Origin of the sequence: Marinobacter bryozoorum (assembly GCF_023156245.1) — a bacterium.
GTDB classification, from domain to species: Bacteria; Pseudomonadota; Gammaproteobacteria; order Pseudomonadales; family Oleiphilaceae; genus Marinobacter; species Marinobacter bryozoorum.
The window spans coordinates 81,163-99,153 of the sequence record NZ_JAKZAH010000014.1 but is presented as its reverse complement, the minus strand read 5'-3'; the positions used below and the strand labels follow the sequence as shown (position 1 = coordinate 99,153).

Annotated in this window: 15 protein-coding genes and 1 pseudogene; 3 read left to right on the top strand and 13 right to left on the bottom strand. The window is 60.7% G+C overall.

Annotation, left to right across the window (positions count from 1 at the left end):
- Positions 1-63 precede the first annotated feature (63 nt).
- Entirely contained in the window at positions 64-753 is a 690-nt protein-coding gene (locus MLC59_RS09975) for a transposase (protein ID WP_345799766.1), read from the bottom strand.
- Here MLC59_RS09975 and MLC59_RS09970 point away from each other — a divergent pair.
- Positions 720-881: a hypothetical protein gene (locus MLC59_RS09970; RefSeq protein ID WP_345799765.1), complete on the top strand. Its 162-nt coding sequence runs from the start codon at positions 720-722 to the stop codon at positions 879-881. The two genes, MLC59_RS09975 and MLC59_RS09970, sit on opposite strands and share 34 nt — an antisense overlap.
- A 315-nt stretch (positions 882-1,196) precedes the next feature.
- Positions 1,197-2,462 carry an acyl-CoA dehydrogenase family protein gene (locus MLC59_RS09965; protein WP_248233905.1) on the top strand — a complete coding sequence of 422 codons (1,266 nt, stop codon included), beginning with the start codon at positions 1,197-1,199 and terminating at the stop codon, positions 2,460-2,462.
- Positions 2,463-2,468: 6 nt separating this feature from the next.
- Here the strand turns inward: MLC59_RS09965 and MLC59_RS09960 are convergent.
- From MLC59_RS09960 to MLC59_RS09940, 5 genes and pseudogenes are all read right to left on the bottom strand, one after another.
- Positions 2,469-2,645, bottom strand: a pseudogene (locus tag MLC59_RS09960) (LPD1 domain-containing protein); the annotation flags it as partial.
- Positions 2,646-2,672: 27 nt separating this feature from the next.
- Complete coding sequence (locus tag MLC59_RS09955) at positions 2,673-3,383, bottom strand: hypothetical protein (protein WP_248233897.1); 711 nt, start codon at positions 3,381-3,383, stop codon at positions 2,673-2,675.
- A gap of 289 nt (positions 3,384-3,672) precedes the next feature.
- The gene (locus tag MLC59_RS09950) at positions 3,673-6,321 is read right to left on the bottom strand and encodes an AAA family ATPase (protein ID WP_248233888.1); all 2,649 of its coding nucleotides are present in this window, start codon (positions 6,319-6,321) and stop codon (positions 3,673-3,675) included.
- A complete protein-coding gene (locus tag MLC59_RS09945; protein WP_248233885.1) occupies positions 6,318-7,439 on the bottom strand; it encodes a metallophosphoesterase family protein in 1,122 nt (373 codons plus the stop codon). Before MLC59_RS09945 ends, MLC59_RS09950 begins: the two co-directional genes overlap by 4 nt.
- 187 nt (positions 7,440-7,626) lie before the next feature.
- The gene (locus MLC59_RS09940; RefSeq protein ID WP_248233883.1) at positions 7,627-10,203 is read right to left on the bottom strand and encodes a bifunctional diguanylate cyclase/phosphodiesterase; all 2,577 of its coding nucleotides are present in this window, start codon (positions 10,201-10,203) and stop codon (positions 7,627-7,629) included.
- A 265-nt stretch (positions 10,204-10,468) separates the two neighbouring features.
- Here MLC59_RS09940 and MLC59_RS09935 point away from each other — a divergent pair, with 265 nt between their 5' ends.
- Complete coding sequence (locus MLC59_RS09935) at positions 10,469-10,852, top strand: PilZ domain-containing protein (protein WP_248233881.1); 384 nt, start codon at positions 10,469-10,471, stop codon at positions 10,850-10,852.
- Here MLC59_RS09935 and rnhB read toward each other — a convergent pair.
- The 7 genes from rnhB to bamA all read right to left on the bottom strand — a co-directional run bounded on the left by rnhB (position 10,845) and on the right by bamA (position 17,973).
- Positions 10,845-11,543, bottom strand: a complete 699-nt coding sequence (gene rnhB / locus MLC59_RS09930) for a ribonuclease HII (RefSeq protein WP_248233879.1) — start codon at positions 11,541-11,543, stop codon at positions 10,845-10,847. The two genes, MLC59_RS09935 and rnhB, sit on opposite strands and share 8 nt — an antisense overlap.
- Positions 11,543-12,703, bottom strand: coding sequence for a lipid-A-disaccharide synthase (gene lpxB, locus MLC59_RS09925; protein ID WP_345799767.1), 1,161 nt, complete (start codon positions 12,701-12,703; stop codon positions 11,543-11,545). Before lpxB ends, rnhB begins: the two co-directional genes overlap by 1 nt.
- Before the next feature lie 59 nt (positions 12,704-12,762).
- A complete protein-coding gene (gene lpxA / locus MLC59_RS09920; protein ID WP_248233877.1) occupies positions 12,763-13,554 on the bottom strand; it encodes an acyl-ACP--UDP-N-acetylglucosamine O-acyltransferase in 792 nt (263 codons plus the stop codon).
- Positions 13,554-13,991 carry a 3-hydroxyacyl-ACP dehydratase FabZ gene (fabZ, locus tag MLC59_RS09915; protein WP_248233875.1) on the bottom strand — a complete coding sequence of 146 codons (438 nt, stop codon included), beginning with the start codon at positions 13,989-13,991 and terminating at the stop codon, positions 13,554-13,556. Before fabZ ends, lpxA begins: the two co-directional genes overlap by 1 nt.
- Before the next feature lie 12 nt (positions 13,992-14,003).
- Positions 14,004-15,029: a UDP-3-O-(3-hydroxymyristoyl)glucosamine N-acyltransferase gene (gene lpxD, locus MLC59_RS09910; protein WP_248233874.1), complete on the bottom strand. Its 1,026-nt coding sequence runs from the start codon at positions 15,027-15,029 to the stop codon at positions 14,004-14,006.
- A 1-nt stretch (position 15,030) separates the two neighbouring features.
- Entirely contained in the window at positions 15,031-15,558 is a 528-nt protein-coding gene (locus MLC59_RS09905) for an OmpH/Skp family outer membrane protein (RefSeq protein WP_248233873.1), read from the bottom strand.
- A gap of 96 nt (positions 15,559-15,654) precedes the next feature.
- Entirely contained in the window at positions 15,655-17,973 is a 2,319-nt protein-coding gene (gene bamA / locus MLC59_RS09900; protein ID WP_248233871.1) for an outer membrane protein assembly factor BamA, read from the bottom strand.
- Positions 17,974-17,991: the final 18 nt, after the last annotated feature.

The window sequence follows — 17,991 nt, the reverse complement described above, 5'->3', positions numbered from 1 at the left end:
TTCCTCCTGGGTTGACGAGGAAATCAGTGTGGGCAATCTTGGTAACCGAAAGTAGGTGCTGGTTTATTGGCGCTTACTTTGAATCCATTCTTGCCACGCCGCACGAGCGCCTTTAACCCGGTAGCCGCGCCAGATATCTCGCGCCTTCTCCTTGAGGTACCACACCAGACCGGTGTCTTTGAGTACATCCGACAACTGCCTGATTTGCTGAATCTGCTGCCCTTCGAGGCCCTTACGGTGTCGTAGCCAAGTGTATCGACTTCGATGAATCTCCTGCCGCATAGAGCTATCCGCTCGTTTCATATCAGCCTTGCGAGTGGCATCAAGCGTTCGGGTCAGCATCTGCGCGACATGGAAATGATCGAACGCGATCTTCCGATGGGCCTTCTCGATATGGTCGAACGTCGCTTTCTGATAAGCCGGACTCATATCCATGGAGATTGAGATGATCTCTTGCTTATGAGGCTCATCCAGGCTGGCGTAAAAGCGGCCAAGGCTGTGTGCAGACCTGCCGTCTTCCACGGACAGAACTTGCCCATGGCCGTTGGAGACGATCGTTACGTAATCGTGCCCTTTGCGAAATGCGGTCTCATCGACAGCCAGCTGGGTCGTATCTCGGTCAGGCGCATTGGCAAGGCCCCGGCGCACAGCCCGCTCCATGATGTTGTCGATGGCAGTCCAGCTCAGGCGCAGCTGCTTGCGGCCTGCTCTATCAATCTGTGCGGCGACCAGGATACGAGTGCATTGCCGCATTCAAGCCCGTGGCATTGAAAGCGCCGGTGCAATCAGAACACCTCAAGTATTTTTGGGATGGTATGAAAGGTCGAATTACGCACTGGGCAAGAATCTCTGATGCCCACAAGGTTGAGCCACGACGCTAGCAGCCATATAACATCAATTAATATCAGCTATTTACGGACCTCCCTCTCTTGTTTCTAGCTGGAGTGATTCCCCAGCAAAGCACTAAACAATAGCAATAGAGCGCCCGCTCGTTTTATGATTGACTCTACCTGGTCTGCACTCTAACGTTAGCTGACCCACCTCCGGCCTGACCTGTATCAGGGGCCGCAGGCGTCTGCAGCGGTTCCGCCGGAACCTGGACGAAGAATAACAGAAGGCAATCCGTCGACTGTCGGAAAGCCCCCTCAACCCCGAGTCTGGAAAGCTCACTACAACAAGGAGAAGCCCTCGTGGACATGACTACCACGCCAGCAGAAATGAACGATCTCACCATGTCGGAAAAGTCCCGGCCACTGCTTGAGGCGGTCAAGCAACATATCCGTGACAATGTCGACCCCATCCTGGAGGAATTCGAACGCCTGGGCCAGGGCCGCGCAGACCGGTTCAGCTACGCTCCCGGCCAGCTCGAGCTGCTTGAAGGCGCGAAGCAGAAAGCCAAGGAGGCCGGGTTGTGGAACTTCTTCCTGCCCAACGCCGAAACCGGTGAAGGTCTGTCGAACCTCGATTACGCCTACCTGGCGGTGGAACTGGGCAAGAACCCCCTGGCCTCGGAGACCCTCAACTGCTCCGCGCCGGACACCGGCAACATGGAGGTACTGGAACGGGTTGGTACCCCCGAGCAGAAAGAGCAGTGGCTGAAGCCATTGCTGGAAGGCGAGATCCGCTCCTGCTTCGGTATGACCGAGCCCCATGTGGCTTCTTCAGATGCTCGCAATATTGAAACCAGCGCGGTGCTGGAAGGCGACGAGTGGGTCATCAACGGCGAAAAGTACTACATTTCCGGCGCCGGCGATCCCCGCTGCAAGATCATGATCTGCATGGTCAAGACAAGCCCGGATGCCGAGGCCTGGCGCCAACAGTCCCAGATCCTGGTACCCATGGATGCGCCGGGCCTGACAGTGGTCGGCCCCATGCACGTGTTCGGCCACGATGACGCCCCCCATGGCCACATGCATATCACACTCGAGAATGTGCGGGTCCCGAAAGAGAACATACTGTGGGGTGAAGGCCGCGGCTTCGAGATTTCACAGTTGCGACTGGGCCCGGGCCGCATCCACCATTGCATGCGCTCCATCGGCGCCGCCGAGAAAGCACTGGACCTGATGATCGAACGCGGCCAGGGTCGTGAAGCCTTCGGTCGCCCGATCCTGGATCTGGGCAAGAACATGGAAACCATTTCCCGCGCGCGGATCGAAATTGAAGCCATGCGCATGATGGTCCTAAAGGCCGCCAAGGCGATGGATGTGCTTGGCAACAAGGAAGCCCGCGTCTGGGTCTCCATGGTCAAGGCCATGGTACCAGAGAAGGTCTGCAAGATTATCGACGAAGCGATCCAGATCCACGGTGCCACCGGCGTCAGCCAGTGGTCAGAGCTGCCCGACATGTATACCAAGCAGCGTACCCTGAGACTGGCAGACGGGCCGGACGAGGTTCACCACAACGTGGTCGCCCGGGCCGAGGTCAAGGCGTATAACCAGGACCCCTACCGCCGACAGGAGTAACACCTCTCAGCCGTCCCCGGATGTGATCGCCGGGGACGGCCCTTCCTGCATGACATCAAAGGCCGCATTGATTCGTTGACGCTGGACACCCTGGGGATACAGCCCCGACCGGGCTTCATCCGAGTGAACCGTGCCACTGACCAGAAACCGGTTGCCAGGCTCGCGGTCTTCTACAATGGCGGCAAATGCCCGGGCGCCGTAGCGCCGGGTTCAGGCCCGTGCCCCGGACTTTTCCATAAACTCACTGATCTCCCGCTCCAGGCGGGCATGCACATCCAGCAGGTCATCCTGGTCTACAGGCCGCTCTTTAAGGCGAGTGCGGGATTTCTGACGTTCAAACTCAGCACGCTGTTCTGCATAGACGTGGTGCAGCACACCCACCCCAAGGCTGGCACTTTCTTCATCGTTCATGTGCTTGCGCAGCCGCTTGAACTGTTCCGGCGTGGGCGGGGCCTGGCGTTTTGCGTCGATGTCCTTCTGACGGATACCGAACGCCTCGCCCCACAGAGCGACGGCGCGATCCCAGGCTCTGGAAATAGTCTGCTGCTCGGTGATGGCAATGCGCATGGGGTTGCCCGGCGCGTTCACCTGGAAGTAGCACTGTTCCGCCGGATTACCACCGATGGTTCCGATGCCCAGGGTGATGCCCTGGAAGCCAACACCCCGAAAGGGTTTTACCCGCGGGTGCTCGGTACGAATGAAGTCCAGGTACTTAATGGCCGCGGCCCGCATGGCCCAGCGGGTTTCGTAGTACTCAGCGCGGGTTTCCTGGTAGCGGTGCCAGAGAGCTTCGGGCACGGCCTCACTGGGACGGCGCAGGCTGAAGTACTTCTGATAGCGCTTGCCGCGAATCATCGCAGCGACACGCCAACCGTAAAAGCCGGACGAAAGTTCGCCCTTGTCATAGAACTGAATCGCCATAGGTGGCTGAATCATCCTTTTGTGGTGAGGTAACAAAGCAACTACAGGTCAATGGATACACCGATGGACAGGACCCGTGGGTGTCGGGTCACGGGTTCAGGCAGTGCCTGCCAGGGATCGATGCGTGGTAGTTCAATGAGGGCTGCACAACAAGATTGCAACCCGTTCCTGCCACCCTGTTTCCAACTGGGTATGGATTCGTGGCGAGAATTTACCCGCCTCGCCGGGTTTGCTCAAGCCCCCTTTGCCGGCTTCCGGGGGTGACAAGTAAATAGGCGGTGCCCAGTATTTAACTCGCCGGCGCCGGTGCACTCTTTAACTGCTCAAGGTCGGTTGGCAATACACCAAGGTCCTGCCACTTCTCGGGATGACAGGTGAATAACAGGACCTGGTGCCGCCGGGCGGCGTCGAACAGTATTCGCTTCATGTCGTCCAGGCGGCTTTGATCGCTGTGGACCAGTGTGTCATCCAGTATGACCAGGGTTGGCCGGTCAGCCTCTTTCAGAAGGTCTGCATAGGCCAGCCGGCTGATCAGCCCCATCTGTTCACGGGCGCCGAAACTCAGGTCCTTCACTGGCCCCAACTCGCTGCCGCGGGTGAAGGTGTCCGGCTGCAGCTGGTCATCCAGCGCCAGCCTGGCCTGCGGAAACAACAGCGAGACATAGTGATCAAGGTGCCTTTGCAGTGGCGCCTGCAGGCGCCGGGTCAATGCCTGCCGCTTTTCGTTGAGCAGGCTGACCAGTCGCTCCAGTGCGTCTGCCCGCCGGGATAGCTCCCGGTAACGTCGCTCACACCGCTCGCAGTCCGCGGCCACTTCCTGCAGCGTCTCTTCCAGGCCTTCTGCGCCCCAAGCATCCAGCCGGGCCCGAATTTCGCGGATTTCCCGGTCTCGCCCTTGCTGTCGGTTGCGCAGGTTGTCGATGGTGATCTGGTATCGTTCGATGTCCTGCCGCAGGATGTCGGGGTGGGCCTGCTGGATTTCCCTGGCCCGCTGCTCCAGGTTGGTGCGGGCCTGGTCACGCTCGCCGGTTAGTGCCTCCAGGCGTTGTTTCAGGTCCGCCAGCTGTTGCTGGTGCGCCTGGCTTCCGGTTTCCTGGTCGAGCCGTTGCCATTCTGCAAACGCATTGTCACGTGCCTGCTGCCGGCTCATGGTCAATGCTTCGAGCTCCCTTTGCTGGTGCTCACAGGTTTTCAGGTGGCTTTCGGCGCGATCATTGACGGCCTCGGCCTCTGACAACGACAACCCATCGTCCGCGTCTGCAGGCAGTGGGTTCGCCTGTAACCGCTGATGATGGTTTTTGAGTTCCAGTTCGACTTCAGACAGCTCCGCATCCAGCGCCTCAACGCCGGCCGGTGCCACTGAGTGCAGCAACTCTTCCGCGTGCCGGCGTTGCTGATCCGCCTTTTCATAGGCCAGTTTGCGTTGCTCGGCTTCCTCTACCGAGGTCACGGCCAGCTGGGCTAACTGATCGGCACAGGCCTGCTCCAGGCTCTCCAGCTTGCGGCGGGTCTCGGCCAGTTGCTCTCCGCCCGGTGTGATGTCGAAATGACCCACACCCGGAATCGTCAGCCTGGACGCCTCCAGCAACTGTTGCTCGCCCTGCTCCGACAGCCCGCTGTCACCGAGCCTGGCGCCGGACTCCGGCGCCAGCTTCCAGCTCAGCCGTGTCGCAATGGCCTGTGAGCGGATCCGTTCATGGCCCAGGGCCTGCTCGGTTTTTTTCAGGTCTTGCACGGCCCCGGCGTCAATACGGTTGTCCCGTGCCTGCTGCCGGGCCTCGGCCACCTGCCCCTGATGCTTGCGGGCCTTGTCGCGATTGCCTGCCAACAGGGCCTTGCGCTGGGTGAGCCGTTCAATCTCCTTGCCGATCCGTTGCCGCTCCGCCAGCAAGCGGGCCGTTTTCAGGCGGCTTTGTGAGGTCTCGTAATCGTCACGGGCAATCCGCAGCTGCTCCGCCAGCGCCGGTCCCCGGGCCTTGGCGTCCCGCAGGCTTTGTTCCGCCTTTTCCAGCCCGGCCTGGCGATCCGCTTTCTGCTGGTCGATTCGCCGCAGGTCATCAAGGCGTTGTTCAGTGAGTTTCCGTTGCTGGTCGATATGGCTCAGCGTCTGCGTTTCCTGCTGTTGTTGCTGCTCCAGTTGTTCGAGCTTGTCCAGCCGGGCCCGGGCCTCGGTCAGTTGCTGTTGTGCAGCCTCCCACGGTCGCGTTTGCTGGTCATGCTGATACTCCCGGGTGACGGACTGCAGCCGGTCAACATAGTCCTGGTATCGGGAAACCCGCTCCTGCAGGTCTGCTTTCCGTTGCTGCAGCTCCTGGCGTTGTTCAACCAGTTGCTTGAAGTCACCGGTGGGCTGGCCGGTACGAGTGAGTAACTTGTTCCGTTCAGCGCTGAGGGTTTCAATAACGGCATCACCGCCGCTGCTCGCCACTTCGCCGACCAGCGCATTCAGCGCCGATTGCAGATGGTCTCCGGCGTGTTCAATGGCTTTCTGGACTTCCTGGCCGGTGCCCTGCTCTACCCAAAGCAAGCCGGGTATGCCCCAGTGCTCAGCCTTGCTGCTGCCTTTCTTCGAGTATTCATAACCCAGCAGTTCGGCCACCCGTTCTTCGGCCTGGTCGCCGCTGTAGGTTTCTGTGCCGATACTCAGGTCACACCGGGCACGCTTGAGGAAGCTCTTGGTCAATCGCCAGGGGGTTCCCTGGTGCTCAAATTCCAGGCGGATGGTCGGAGATGCCCCCGAATCGCCCCAAGGGCTCAGGTCATCCACCGACTTTGATCTGTAACGTTCAAAGAAGGCGGCACGAATCGCCCGCACCAGTGTGCTCTTGCCGGATTCGTTGGGCCCGTGGATCAGGTTAAGCCCGGGTTGCAGGTTGTCCAGCACGAGGGGCTGCTGAAACTGTCGCAGCTGTTCGACTTGCAGCTTCTGGAGTTTCATTCCGCCGCCTCCTGCGTTTGCCCCTTCAGCACAGACGCCAGAATGGCCAGTGCGTCCCGGGCCAGCTCACCGTCCTCGCCGGACTGCTGCTCCCTTAATTCCTCGATCACGTCCCCCAGGTAACCGTCTGCCCGCAGCGCCGCTATATCCTCATCCGTCGGTGTCAGCTTCAGGGCGCTGCGGTCACTCAGCAGGCTGCGGAACCGGGCCTCCGCCTCGGACAGGGCGCGATTGAGCCGCTCCTCCCCCGCCAGGGTAACCTGCCCCTCCAGGCGCAGGTCCAATACGCTCGCCTGCGGCAAGGCCTGCAAGCGCTCAAGCAGCTGATCAAGGTCGGAGTCCACCGATAAGGTTTCCCGCCACTGGTGCCACTGGTAACGGGCGGTGGTGACAGCCTGGACCGCGGGTGTCGAGCCCGGCTCATCGATCGTCACGATAAGCGCCTGCCCGGCGTCGTTGTTGCGAAAACGCTCCGGCTCCGGGGTGCCGCTGTACCAGGTCCGTTCATTGACCTGCTTGGTGCCATGCCAGTCCCCCAGCGCCAGGTAATCCAGCCGGCTGGCCTGGGCCCGGTCCTGGGCGATGGGATTGGTTGCATCGATGTCTTCTGAGAGAAGGCCCTGCACACTGCCGTGGGCTAACCCGACCCGGACGAGCGCCTCGGGGGTTTCGTAGTCACTGAAAGCCCCGGTCAGGTCGTCGTAGGTATGGCGCTGGGTCAACGGAGCGCACAGCACCGCCAGCCGTTGTTCGTCGAGGGTAATAACACCGGGCTCCAACGCCAGGTGAACGTTCCCGGGTACCGCGTCCAGGCGTTGCGCACGACTCCAGACGCTCTCCACAAGGGCTGCATCGTGATTGCCCGGAAGCATGACCCAGGGGCCGGAGAAACTGGCCGTGGCATTGAAAACGCGACGAATCGTGCGATCCGAGACCGTTTGTGCGTCGAACACATCGCCGGCAACCAGGACGGCATCGCATTGATGGTCAGAGGCCAGCCTTGCAAGGGTCTCAATGACTTCAAACCGGGCCTCGACAAGTGCGGCGCCATCTTCCATATCAAAGCGGCTGTATGTTCGACCCATTTGCCAGTCTGCGGTGTGCAAAAACTTCGGCATGCCCTCTCCTGTACCCTGTTTTCCTGGAAGCGGTATCGTGACGTTGCAAGACGACAACCACCGTCGCTCGCCGGGAAGATTACTTCATTTCCGGTCCTGACCGATACCTTACGAGATGCACCTGGCGAGGAAACGACAGGGATAGTGATTGCAGCCAGGAACCGCGCCCCGGAATTGACAGGGGCGTTCAGGTATCCCGGGGGACAGGCAGCCGCTCAGGCAATGCCTGCAGCGCCGACAGGGGCATGGGGCGGGCAAAGTAGTAGCCCTGCAGCAGGTCACAGTGCCGCCTGGCCAGGTCGTCGTGTTGCTCCCGGGTTTCTATACCCTCGGCTACCACGCACATATCCATATGGTGGGCCATTGTGATCACCCCCTGCACAATGGCCGCAATGCGCCGGTCATTGCCGACATCCTTGATAAAGCTCCGATCAAGCTTGACCTTGTGGGTGGGCAGGTCTCTCAGGTAGCTCAGACTGGAGAACCCGGTACCGAAGTCATCCAGGGCCACCCGGATACCCATTTCCTTGAGGGTTTCCATCAGTTCCATGACCGGACCGGTCCCGTCGAGCAGTACGCTCTCGGTGACTTCCAGCTCCAGCAGCCCTGGCGGCATGCCGGTTTGCGTCAGGATATGACGAATATCCTCAAGGAAGCCGTCCCGGTGAAACTGCAGCGAGGATATATTGACGGCTACCGGCAGCCCATGTTCCCGGCTGGCGTTGAACCGGACCATATCCTGGCAGGCCTGGGTGAGAATCCACCGTCCCAGGGGCACGATCTGGCCCGTCTGTTCGGCCAGGGGGATAAACTCACCGGGCGACACCATGCCCTGCGTTGGGTGGTGCCAGCGCACCAGGGCCTCGACGCTACGAATGCGACCGCTGTCAGCATCCACCAGGGGTTGGTAGTACAACTCGAACTGACCTTCTTTCAGGGCGTTATGCAAGTCGTGGCGCAGGGCGACGCTGTGGCGGGTATCAGCTGGCTGGGCGCCCCGGAACCATTGCCAGGTATTGCGGCCCTGGCGTTTCGCCTTATCAAGCGCCAGGTCGGCATACTGCATGAGCTCGTAGGGCATATCCAGGGCAAGCTGGTTACTGGCAATGCCGATGCTGGTGCTCAGGTGAATCTTGTGCCCCTGCACATCGATGGGTGCCGAGAGCGCCTCAAGGATCCGCTCTGCCAGCTCGGTTACTTGCTGCTCATTGTCAACGCCGCCCAACAGGACGCCAAACTCGTCCCCCACCAGGCGGGCCAGCAGGGCTCCTGGCGGCGATACGGTTCTCAGGCGTTCGGCGACGGTGGCCAGTACCTGGTCGCCAACCTCATGGCCAAGGCCTTCGTTGATAGGCTTGAAGCCGTCCAGGTCCAGGTAGAGGGCCACCACCAGGCGCTTATGGGCCTCCGGCCCGTTCAGGGCTTCACCCAGGTGCTCCGCGAATAGCGCCTGGTTGGGCAAGCCGGTGAGCAGGTCATGGGTGGCCTGGTAGGCAATGCGCGCCTCTTGTTCCTTCTGGTGGGAAATATCCTGCTGGATACCGATGAAATGGGTGCAGGTGCCAGCCTCATTAAAAACCGGGCTGATACGAAGCTGGTTCCAGAATGGCGTGCCGTCCTTACGATAGTTACGAAGTACCACGTCCACGTCGGACTGGTTTTTGATGCCGGCGCGAATCCGCTCAATGCTGGCCGGATCGGTGTCCGGACCCTGCAGGAAACGGCAATTGTGCCCGATAATCTCATGGTGCTGGTAACCGGTGATTTCGGTAAACGCAGCGTTGGCATAGACGACCGGCAAGCCCGGGGTGAGCGCATCGGCCATGAGGATGCCGTTCGGACTGGCTTCAATACCCCGCTGGAGCAGACGTAGCTCGGCGTCCTGCTGTTTGCGCCCGGTAATCTCCCGGCAAACACCGTAGACCCCCACTATCTCGCCACCCAGGATGACCGGGAAGTTGGTGATCTCCAGGTGGTAGGGGTGGCCGTCGGCGTGGGTCCCCATGGTCTCGTAGGTTACCGACTCACCGGCACAGGCCCGGTCGAAGTACGCCTGGGTCAGCTGCCGGTAGCCAGGCTCCACCGAGTCGTTAAAGTGAAAACCGATAAGCTGCTCTTCCGTATAGCCGGTAATGTGCTTCAGTGCCGGGTTACAACTCTGGAACCGGCCCTGCAGGTCGAAGGTGTAGACGCCATCGGGCTGGTTCTCGAACAGGGTTCGGTGCCATTCGGACAAGGCCGTATGCTGATTGACATCCCGGTAGCGAAGTAACGCCAGCGCGGTCAGTCCGGCGGCGCGCTCCAGGCTGCGGATAGCGGTTTGTGTGGGGTAGGTGGGCGTCCGGTAATAGGTGGCAAAGGTGCCCAACAGCTCGCCATCTCCGGCAAGGATGGGTACCGACCAGCACGCCCTGAGCTGCTCCCGGTCGGCGGCGTCACGAAACGCCTCCCACTTTGGATCCTGGTGAATGTCTTCGGTAATGACCATTTCCCTGTCATGGGCGGCGGTGCCACAGGTGCCAATACCCGGGGCGACCGGCTGCTCCTGCATGAGCGCTGTATACGCCGCCGAGAACTGGCTGCTGGGAACCAGGCTAAGGGTGTGGCGATCCGGTTCGTAGCGCATGATGGACACCAGCGCGCCGGGCATCATCTGACTCACCCAGTCGGTGATCGCATTCAGGGTTTCCGGCAATGGTCGTTGCCTTGCGATCAGTTCGTGAATGGCTTGCTGGCCTTCCAGCAGTGACAGGGCATTATTCAATGGAGTAATCCTTGTAACCACATCAGGATCGGGCGCATTGCACCTGCCGCTACGCACCAGGTATCAGTGCTGACCCACCCCGCAACAATGAAACGTTAGCTGCAAAACACAACAAATGCTTTTACCGTGGCCTTGAGACAGCATACCCGCATAAACATTTTACAAACATTTACATTTGGAGAACTCCCGGTAGCTGCTTCACGTATAGACTGTGACGTTTATCACAGCATAGAACTCCGCAGCATCAGCAAAGGGGTGAGCCAGCTTGAAAGAGAACACCGACTATCTGAGGCCAGACCTGATTGGCGTGGATACCCGACCCGACCTGCGGAAGTCCCCCAGATACACGCCGTCTGACCTGCATGTCGAGATTTATACCGGGTGGTCTGACCGTCCCGCTGAGTGCCATTGTCTCAATCTCAGCCGGCATGGCATCGCCCTGATTTGCGATTTACCCCACCTGTCCACGGGTGATCGCATCCTGCTCAACATTCGCGACGCCCAGCATACGCTAAGGGGCGTAACAGGCCGTGTCGCCAGGATTGAAGTGACTGAGCGATTCACCCGGCTTGGTGTGAGCTTCGACGGCGAATATGTTAACACCCCGGAACTGCTGGCGCTCACCGGGGGACCAGCCCTCACTAGCTGACGTCAAACAGATCCTCAGGCCAGTGTAGCTTATCATCCGGTTTACCTGCCTGATCCACCAGCCCACCCTGCCAGACCCCGCACGCTTGTAACGCCTCCTGAACCGGCCGGAAGGAACGCCGGTGGACAGGTGTAACGCCCTGCCTTTGCAGTGCTTCCAGGTGCACAGGCGTAGGGTAGCCCTTGTGGGCGGCAAGTCCATAACCGGGGTAGGTGTCTTCGAGGGCGACCATTTCCCGGTCACGGGTGACCTTGGCAAGAATCGAGGCGGCGCTGATGGCGGCGACTCGGCCATCGCCCTTGATGACGGGTTCGGATGGCCAGTGCCAGCGGGGGCAGCGGTTGCCGTCCACCAGTACGTATTCCGGCGCTATGCCCAGCCCGGCTACCGCCCGCTCCATGGCCAGCAGGGTGGCCTGGTAGATGTTGAGGCGGTCAATTTCATCGGCTTCGCAGCGGCCAAGGCTCCAGGCGGCGGCTTTGTCGATGATCTCGTCGTACAGAGCCTCCCGGCGCTTTTCGGTGAGTTTCTTGGAGTCTGCCAGGCCTTCAATGGGCCGATCCGGATGCAGGATAACGGCGGCCGTCACTACCGGCCCGGCCAGGGGGCCACGGCCGACTTCATCGACCCCGGCCAGCTTCCAGCCCTGGTATTGGCACTCGAACGGTGGCAGTACTACCTTACCAGCCATCAGTTTCGATCCTTTTCAATCAGTGCGGACACCGCCTCGGCGGCGCGCTCGTCGGCGTTGCACCGCAAAAGGTGGTGCAGGCGGGTGAAGGCTTCGTGCAGCCGCTCCCGCTCCTGTGGGTTGTCCAGTCGCTCCAATACCGCTGCGGCCAGCTTTTCCGGCTTGGCGTTGTCCTGCAACAATTCCGGAACCAGTTCCTCCTGCGCAAGCAGGTTAGGCAGGGACACCCAGGGCACCTTGACCAGGCGAGAGACTAACGCATAGCTGAGATTACTCAGGCGATAGCCCACCACCATGGGCTTTTTCAGCAGCATGGCTTCCAGGGTGGCGGTACCGGAGGCGAGCAGGACCACATCAGCGGCGGCCATGACTTCACGGGAACGCCCCCTGACCACGGTCAGCGGCAGCTTTACCGCCAGTGACTCCGCCAGCTCCCTGACCTGTACTTCCCTTTCACGGTTCACACAGGGCACCACCAGCTGCAAGTCAGGATGCACCTCCTGCAGCTTGCGGGCGGTTTCCAGGAACAGTCCGCCCAGTCGCTCCACCTCCCCTGCTCGGCTGCCCGGCAGTATGGCGAGCACGGGCGTGTCCTGGTCCAGGCCAAGGGCGTCCCGGGCACCGGCCGTGTCAACGTCCATGGGTACACGCTCCGCCAGCGGGTGGCCCACAAAGGCCACCGGTACCTGGTGCTCCTCGTAAAAACGGGCTTCAAACGGCAGCAAGGTCAGCATCAGGTCGACGGAACGGGCAATACGGAAGATACGCTTCTGGCGCCAGGCCCAGACCGAGGGGCTCACATAGTGCGCAGTGGGAATGCCCGCCTTGCGGCAGCGCTCTTCGACACCCAGGGTAAAGTCCGGGGAGTCGATACCAATAACCACGTTCGGTGGCGTAGCCAGCAGGTAGTCCATCAGGCGGGCGCGGATGGCGAACAGCTCCCGCAGGCGGCCCAGCACCTCTACCAGCCCCATTACGGAAAGGCGCTCCATGGGCACCAGGGAATGAAAGCCTTCGGCGATCATCTCCTCGCCACCAATGCCAACGAAACGGGCATTGGGGTAGCGCTTGCGCAAGGAACGGATCAGGCCGGAGCCGAGGATGTCGCCGGATGCCTCGCCGGCCACCATGGCAATGGTGACCGGTGCCCGGCTAACGATTCCGGGGGCGGGCGACGGCGGCTCAGTGAGGGAAACTTCGGAGGAAGTCACCAGATGACCTAGCGGACAATGCCCCGGTCGGCGATCCGCAGGGACTCCATCAGGGGCTGCATTTCCTGCAGGGAGGGCCAGGCCGTCTCAAGCTCTTCCAACGCCTGGGCGGTGGTCAGGCCCTGACGGTAAATCACCTTGTAGGCGCGGCGCAGTTCGGCCAGGACTTCCTTGCTGAAGCCCCGGCGACGCAGGCCTTCCACATTGATGCCGTGGGGGCTGGCGGACTGGCCACTCGCCATCACATAGGCAGGGATGTCCTTGAGGACGATACTGCCGCCGCCGCTCATGCTGTGAGGGCCAATGTGACAGAACTGGTGCACCATGGTGCCACCACCAAGGATGGCCCAGTCACCAATGGTTACGTGGCCCGCGAGGGTCGCGCAGTTCGCCAGGATGGTGTTATCACCAATCACACAGTCGTGGGCAACGTGGACATAGGCCATCAGCAGGTTATCGCTGCCGATACGGGTTTCACCCCGGTCCTGCACGGTGCCACGATGGATGGTGCAGCTCTCACGGATAACATTGTTGTCGCCAATAACCAGGGTGGTCGGCTCGCCGGCGTACTTCTTGTCCTGGCATTCCTCGCCCACGCTGGCAAACTGAAAGATGCGGTTGTTGCGACCGATCACGGTCGGGCCCTTGATCACCACATGGGAGTGCACTTCCGTGCCTTCACCGATCTCGACCCCCGGTCCGATGTAGCTCCATGGCCCCACACTGACCCCGTCAGCCAGCCTGGCCGAGGGGTCAACGATTGCCTGGGGATGGACACCGTTCCAGTGCTTTTCAGACATCAAGCGTCTCTCTCGGCCGACATGACTTCAGCAACACAGACTACCTCGCCATCCACCAGCGCGCGACAGTCGAATTTCCAGATGCCATGCTTGTTGGACAACAGGGTGGACTCCAGCCGCAGTTGGTCTCCCGGCACTACCGGGCGCTTGAAACGGGCCTTGTTGGAGCCCGCCAGCAGGTGGATAGAGCCATCGGCAGCAGAGCGACCAGCGGTGACATAGCCGAGGATACCCGAGACCTGGGCCATGGCTTCGATGATCAGCACGCCGGGCATAATGGGCTTGCCCGGGAAATGGCCGGTAAAGAACGGCTCATTGTAGGTCACATTCTTGTAGCCGACTATGGATTTACCGGCTTCCACTTCCACCACGCGATCCACCAGCAGGAAGGGGTATCGGTGCGGCAGAAAGTTCATTATTTCATCAATTTGCATCATCGGGTATTGGCCTCAGCCCTCAATTTTCTTTTCCAGTTCCTTCAACCGGCGCGCCATGGCGTCCAGCTGTCTGAAGCGAGCAGCGTTCTTGCGCCATTCGCGATTGGTCATATGACCGGTACCGGAGGAATATACCCCCGGCTCACGGATATCTCCGGTAACCAGTGACATGCCGGTCACCTGCACGCCATCGGCAATGGTCAGGTGGCCGCTGATTCCCGCCGCGCCACCAAACATGCAGTGGCTGCCGATACGGGTACTGCCGGCAATGCCCACCTTGCCCGCCATGGCACTGTGATCGCCGATCTGGACGTTGTGGGCAATCTGCACCAGGTTGTCGAGTTTTACGCCATTGCCCAGCCGGGTGTCGTCCAGGGCGCCACGGTCAATGGCCGTGTTGGCGCCTACTTCAACGTCATCGCCAAGGGTCACGCCGCCAATCTGGGCAATTCGGTGCCAGGCGCCCTTGTGAACGGCAAAGCCGAACCCGTCAGAGCCAATGACGGCCCCTGAGAGAATATGGCAACGCTTGCCCATGATTACGCCATGGGCCAGGGTAACCCGCGGCCGCAGGACGCTCTGGTCACCAATCACACAATTGGCACCGACAATGGAATGCGCACCGATCACCACGCCCTCGCCCAGGGAAACCCCGGCTTCGATAACCACGTAGGCGCCAACGCTGGCACTCGCCGGAACCGTCACCGACTCATCCACAATCGCCGTGGCATGCACACCCGCCACCGGTGTCGGGGAGGTGTCAAACTCATGGCTGATGCGAGCATAGCCAAGATAGGGGTCGTCCAGTAAGAGGACATTGGTCGGAGCCTTGTCTGCCATGGCCGGCGACACCAGCACCGCGCCTGCCCGGGTAGCCTCCAGGTGACGGCTGTAGGACGGATTGGCCAGGAAACTCAGCTGATCCGCCTGCGCTGCCTCCAGGGTTGCCAGCCCGGTGATCTCCAGCTGCGGGTCGCCCCTGAGTTCGGCACCCAGTGCGCTGGCGATTTTCCCGAGGGTCATAGTTCTGGTGGGCATATTACTGATTCAGCTTTTCCAGCAGTTCGTCGGTCAGGTTCAGCTCGGGCTTGACGGAGACTACCGCCTCCGAGGGCAGGATGATATCCAGGCCATGCTCTTCCATCAGTGCCTTCACCGCCGCGTCTACTTCCGGCCGGGCCTCTTCCAGGAATGCCTGCTTGCGGCTGTTCAGCGTCTGGTCGAGTTGCTGCTTCTGGCGGGCAAAGGCCTGCGCCTTTTGCTGGAACTCAGCCGTCAATTGCTGGCGCTCACTCTCGTTCATCATGGCACCGTCTTTCTGGAGGCGTTCCTGGAGCTGGCGGGCCTCCTGCTGAGCCTCGCGGACCTGGGCCTCTGTGCCGGAGAATTCCTCTTCCAGCTGATCACTGAACACCTGGGCATCATCCGATGAAAACAGCGCCTGGCGCAGATCCACCACCCCGATACGGGTCTCAGCCAGTGCCGGCATAGTCATCGCCAGCGCCGCAGCGGCCATGACAACGCGCACGCCCGCAGCGTGCTTCACGAGTTCCCTGAATCCTGTCATTGTGTTGCCTCCTGTCTGCCATGCGGCTTCCAGGCTCGTTTTGCCTGAAAGGCCACCTCTTTGCTGTGACCGCCATCGCCCCATGGCGCGCGGTCGTCAGAAACTCTGCCCCAGGGAGAACTGGAACACCTGGGTTTCGTCACCGCTCTTGTCGGTAATCGGCTGCGCCAGGCTGAACGCCAGCGGGCCAACCACGGTGACCCACTGGAAGCCAATACCCACCGAGGCCCGCAGTTCACTGAGCTCCGGGTCAAAGCCACGGGCAGTATCAAACACCTGGCCGGCGTCCAGGAAGAACGCCGTACGCATGCTGCGGGTATCGCCGGCAAAGGGCGTAGGCACGATCAGCTCCAGGCTGCCTTCGGTGAGGACGTTACCACCGAAGGGGTCATCATCGTCCGTCCAGGTCTTGTTGGTCTCGACCCGGTTACCCAGCGAGTTGGCCTCGTAGCCCCTTACGGAGCCGTAACCGCCAGCGTAGAAATGCTCGTAGAAGGGCATCTGGGAGCGGTCGCCATAGCCATCACCATAGCCCAGCTCACCCCGGGCACGGATGGCCCAGGTTTCCTGCTCGTTCAGCGGCCAGAAGCTGTCACCGCGATAGCGCAACTTGTAGAAGGTCAGGTCACTGCCCGGTACGGCGATATCGGCAGACAGGGTATGGCTGTAACCATCGGTCGGCAGCATGCCCCGGTTCAGGGTGCTGCGGCGCCAGGAGCCGGTCAGGAAATAGTTGTTGAAGTCGTTGCCTTCGTCATCGATGAACTCCAGCACCTCATCGGCCGTGTAATCACCGGGCTTGATCTTCGACAGGGTATAGCCCACGCCGAAATTCAGCCGGGTAAAGCGGTCAATGGGGTAACCGAAGGTCACTCGCCCGCCGTATTCATCCAGCAGGTATGAGGAAATATCCTGCTCCTCGAAGTCTGTCTCACGGGCGAACAGGCTGAAGCCACGGCTGACGCCGTCCACGGTGTAGTAGGGATCTTCGTAGGAGAAATTGGCGCTCTTGATGGAGTCACTCACATTGGCGCCAATAGACACCCGCTTGCCGGTGCCAAAGAAGTTGTTCTCGGAAATATTGGCCCCGAGAATGACACCAGACACCTGCGAGAAGCCGATGGACGCGGACAGACTGCCGGTGGGCTGCTCTTCCACGCTGTAGTTAACATCCACCAGGTCATCCGAGCCGGGCACCGGCACGGTGTCTACGGAAACAGACCGGAAAAACCCGAGCCGCTCCAGCTGGTCCTTGGAAAACTCAATGCGGTCGGTGGAGGCCACGCCGCCTTCCATCTGGGTCATTTCCTGACGCAGTACTTCGTCCTTGGTGGTGACGTTACCGGAGAAGTTGATGCGCCGGACATAGGTCCGCTTGCCCGGCTCAACGAAGAAGGTAACGGCAGCGGTGTTTTCAGAATCCGATTCCGGGATCGCGTTGACGTTGGCGAAGGTATAGCCCTCACGGCCCAGGCGGCGGGACAGGCGCTCGGACGTGGCGGTCAGTTCGGAGCGCGACAGCACGTCACCAGGCTCCAGTTCGACAAGCTCACGCAGCTCGTCCTCGCCGACAATCAGTTCACCACGCAACTGAATGTCGGAAATGGTGTACTGGCGGCCCTCATCGACAGAGACCGCCACAAACACATCCTGCTTGTCCGGCGAGATGGACACCTGGCTGGACTCGATATTGAAGTCCAGGTAGCCCTGGTCCAGGTAATGGGAACGCAGGGATTCCAGGTCGCCGCTCAGGCGTTCGCGGGCGTACTTGTCCTTACTGGTAAGGGAGTTCCACCAGCTACTGGTGCGCAGCTCAAACAGGTCCAGGAGTTCGTCGTCGGAGAAGGCTTCATTACCAACGATATTGATGTGCTGGATCGCCGCCACGTCGCCTTCGTTGATGTCCAGGCGAACGGCCACACGGTTACGTGGCAGGTCTTCCGCTATGGCCTTGACCCGGGCATTGTAACGGCCCTGGCCCACGTAGGAGCGCAGTATTTCAAGCTCAAGGCGTTCAAGGGTAGCCCGGCGGAACACCTGGCCTTCCTGCAGGCCGGCGCCCGACAGGGCATCCATCAGCACATCGGTTTCGATGTTCTTGTTGCCCTCGATGTCGATGGAAGCGATAGCGGGGCGCTCCCTTACCTCGAGGATCAGGGTGCCATTGTCGCGATAGGCCTCGATATCGGTAAACAGGCCGGTCTTGAACAGGGTGCGAATGGACTCAGCCAGCTCCTGCTCACTGAGGGATTCGCCGATATCCACAGGAAACGCCGAGAACACGTTACCCGCCGAGACCCGCTGCAGGCCTTCGACTTCGATATCCGCCACCGTGAATTCCTGTGCCGTAGCCGGCTGGCTGGCCATGCCCGCAAGGGCTAGACCAATCGCTGCACCCAGTAATGAACGTCTCATTCAGTCAAATCGCCTGTT

Excerpts from the sequence above, each read along its gene's own strand:
- MLC59_RS09975 (WP_345799766.1), bottom strand. The coding sequence starts at position 753 with ATGCGGCAATGCACTCGTATCCTGGTCGCCGCACAGATTGATAGAGCA.
- MLC59_RS09965 (WP_248233905.1), top strand. The coding sequence starts at position 1,197 with ATGACTACCACGCCAGCAGAAATGAACGATCTCACCATGTCGGAAAAG.
- MLC59_RS09955 (WP_248233897.1), bottom strand. The coding sequence starts at position 3,383 with ATGGCGATTCAGTTCTATGACAAGGGCGAACTTTCGTCCGGCTTTTAC.
- MLC59_RS09950 (WP_248233888.1), bottom strand. The coding sequence starts at position 6,321 with ATGAAACTCCAGAAGCTGCAAGTCGAACAGCTGCGACAGTTTCAGCAG.
- MLC59_RS09945 (WP_248233885.1), bottom strand. The coding sequence starts at position 7,439 with ATGCCGAAGTTTTTGCACACCGCAGACTGGCAAATGGGTCGAACATAC.
- rnhB (WP_248233879.1), bottom strand. The coding sequence starts at position 11,543 with ATGGCTGGTAAGGTAGTACTGCCACCGTTCGAGTGCCAATACCAGGGC.
- lpxA (WP_248233877.1), bottom strand. The coding sequence starts at position 13,554 with ATGTCTGAAAAGCACTGGAACGGTGTCCATCCCCAGGCAATCGTTGAC.
- fabZ (WP_248233875.1), bottom strand. The coding sequence starts at position 13,991 with ATGATGCAAATTGATGAAATAATGAACTTTCTGCCGCACCGATACCCC.
- lpxD (WP_248233874.1), bottom strand. The coding sequence starts at position 15,029 with ATGCCCACCAGAACTATGACCCTCGGGAAAATCGCCAGCGCACTGGGT.
- MLC59_RS09905 (WP_248233873.1), bottom strand. The coding sequence starts at position 15,558 with ATGACAGGATTCAGGGAACTCGTGAAGCACGCTGCGGGCGTGCGCGTT.
- bamA (WP_248233871.1), bottom strand. The coding sequence starts at position 17,973 with ATGAGACGTTCATTACTGGGTGCAGCGATTGGTCTAGCCCTTGCGGGC.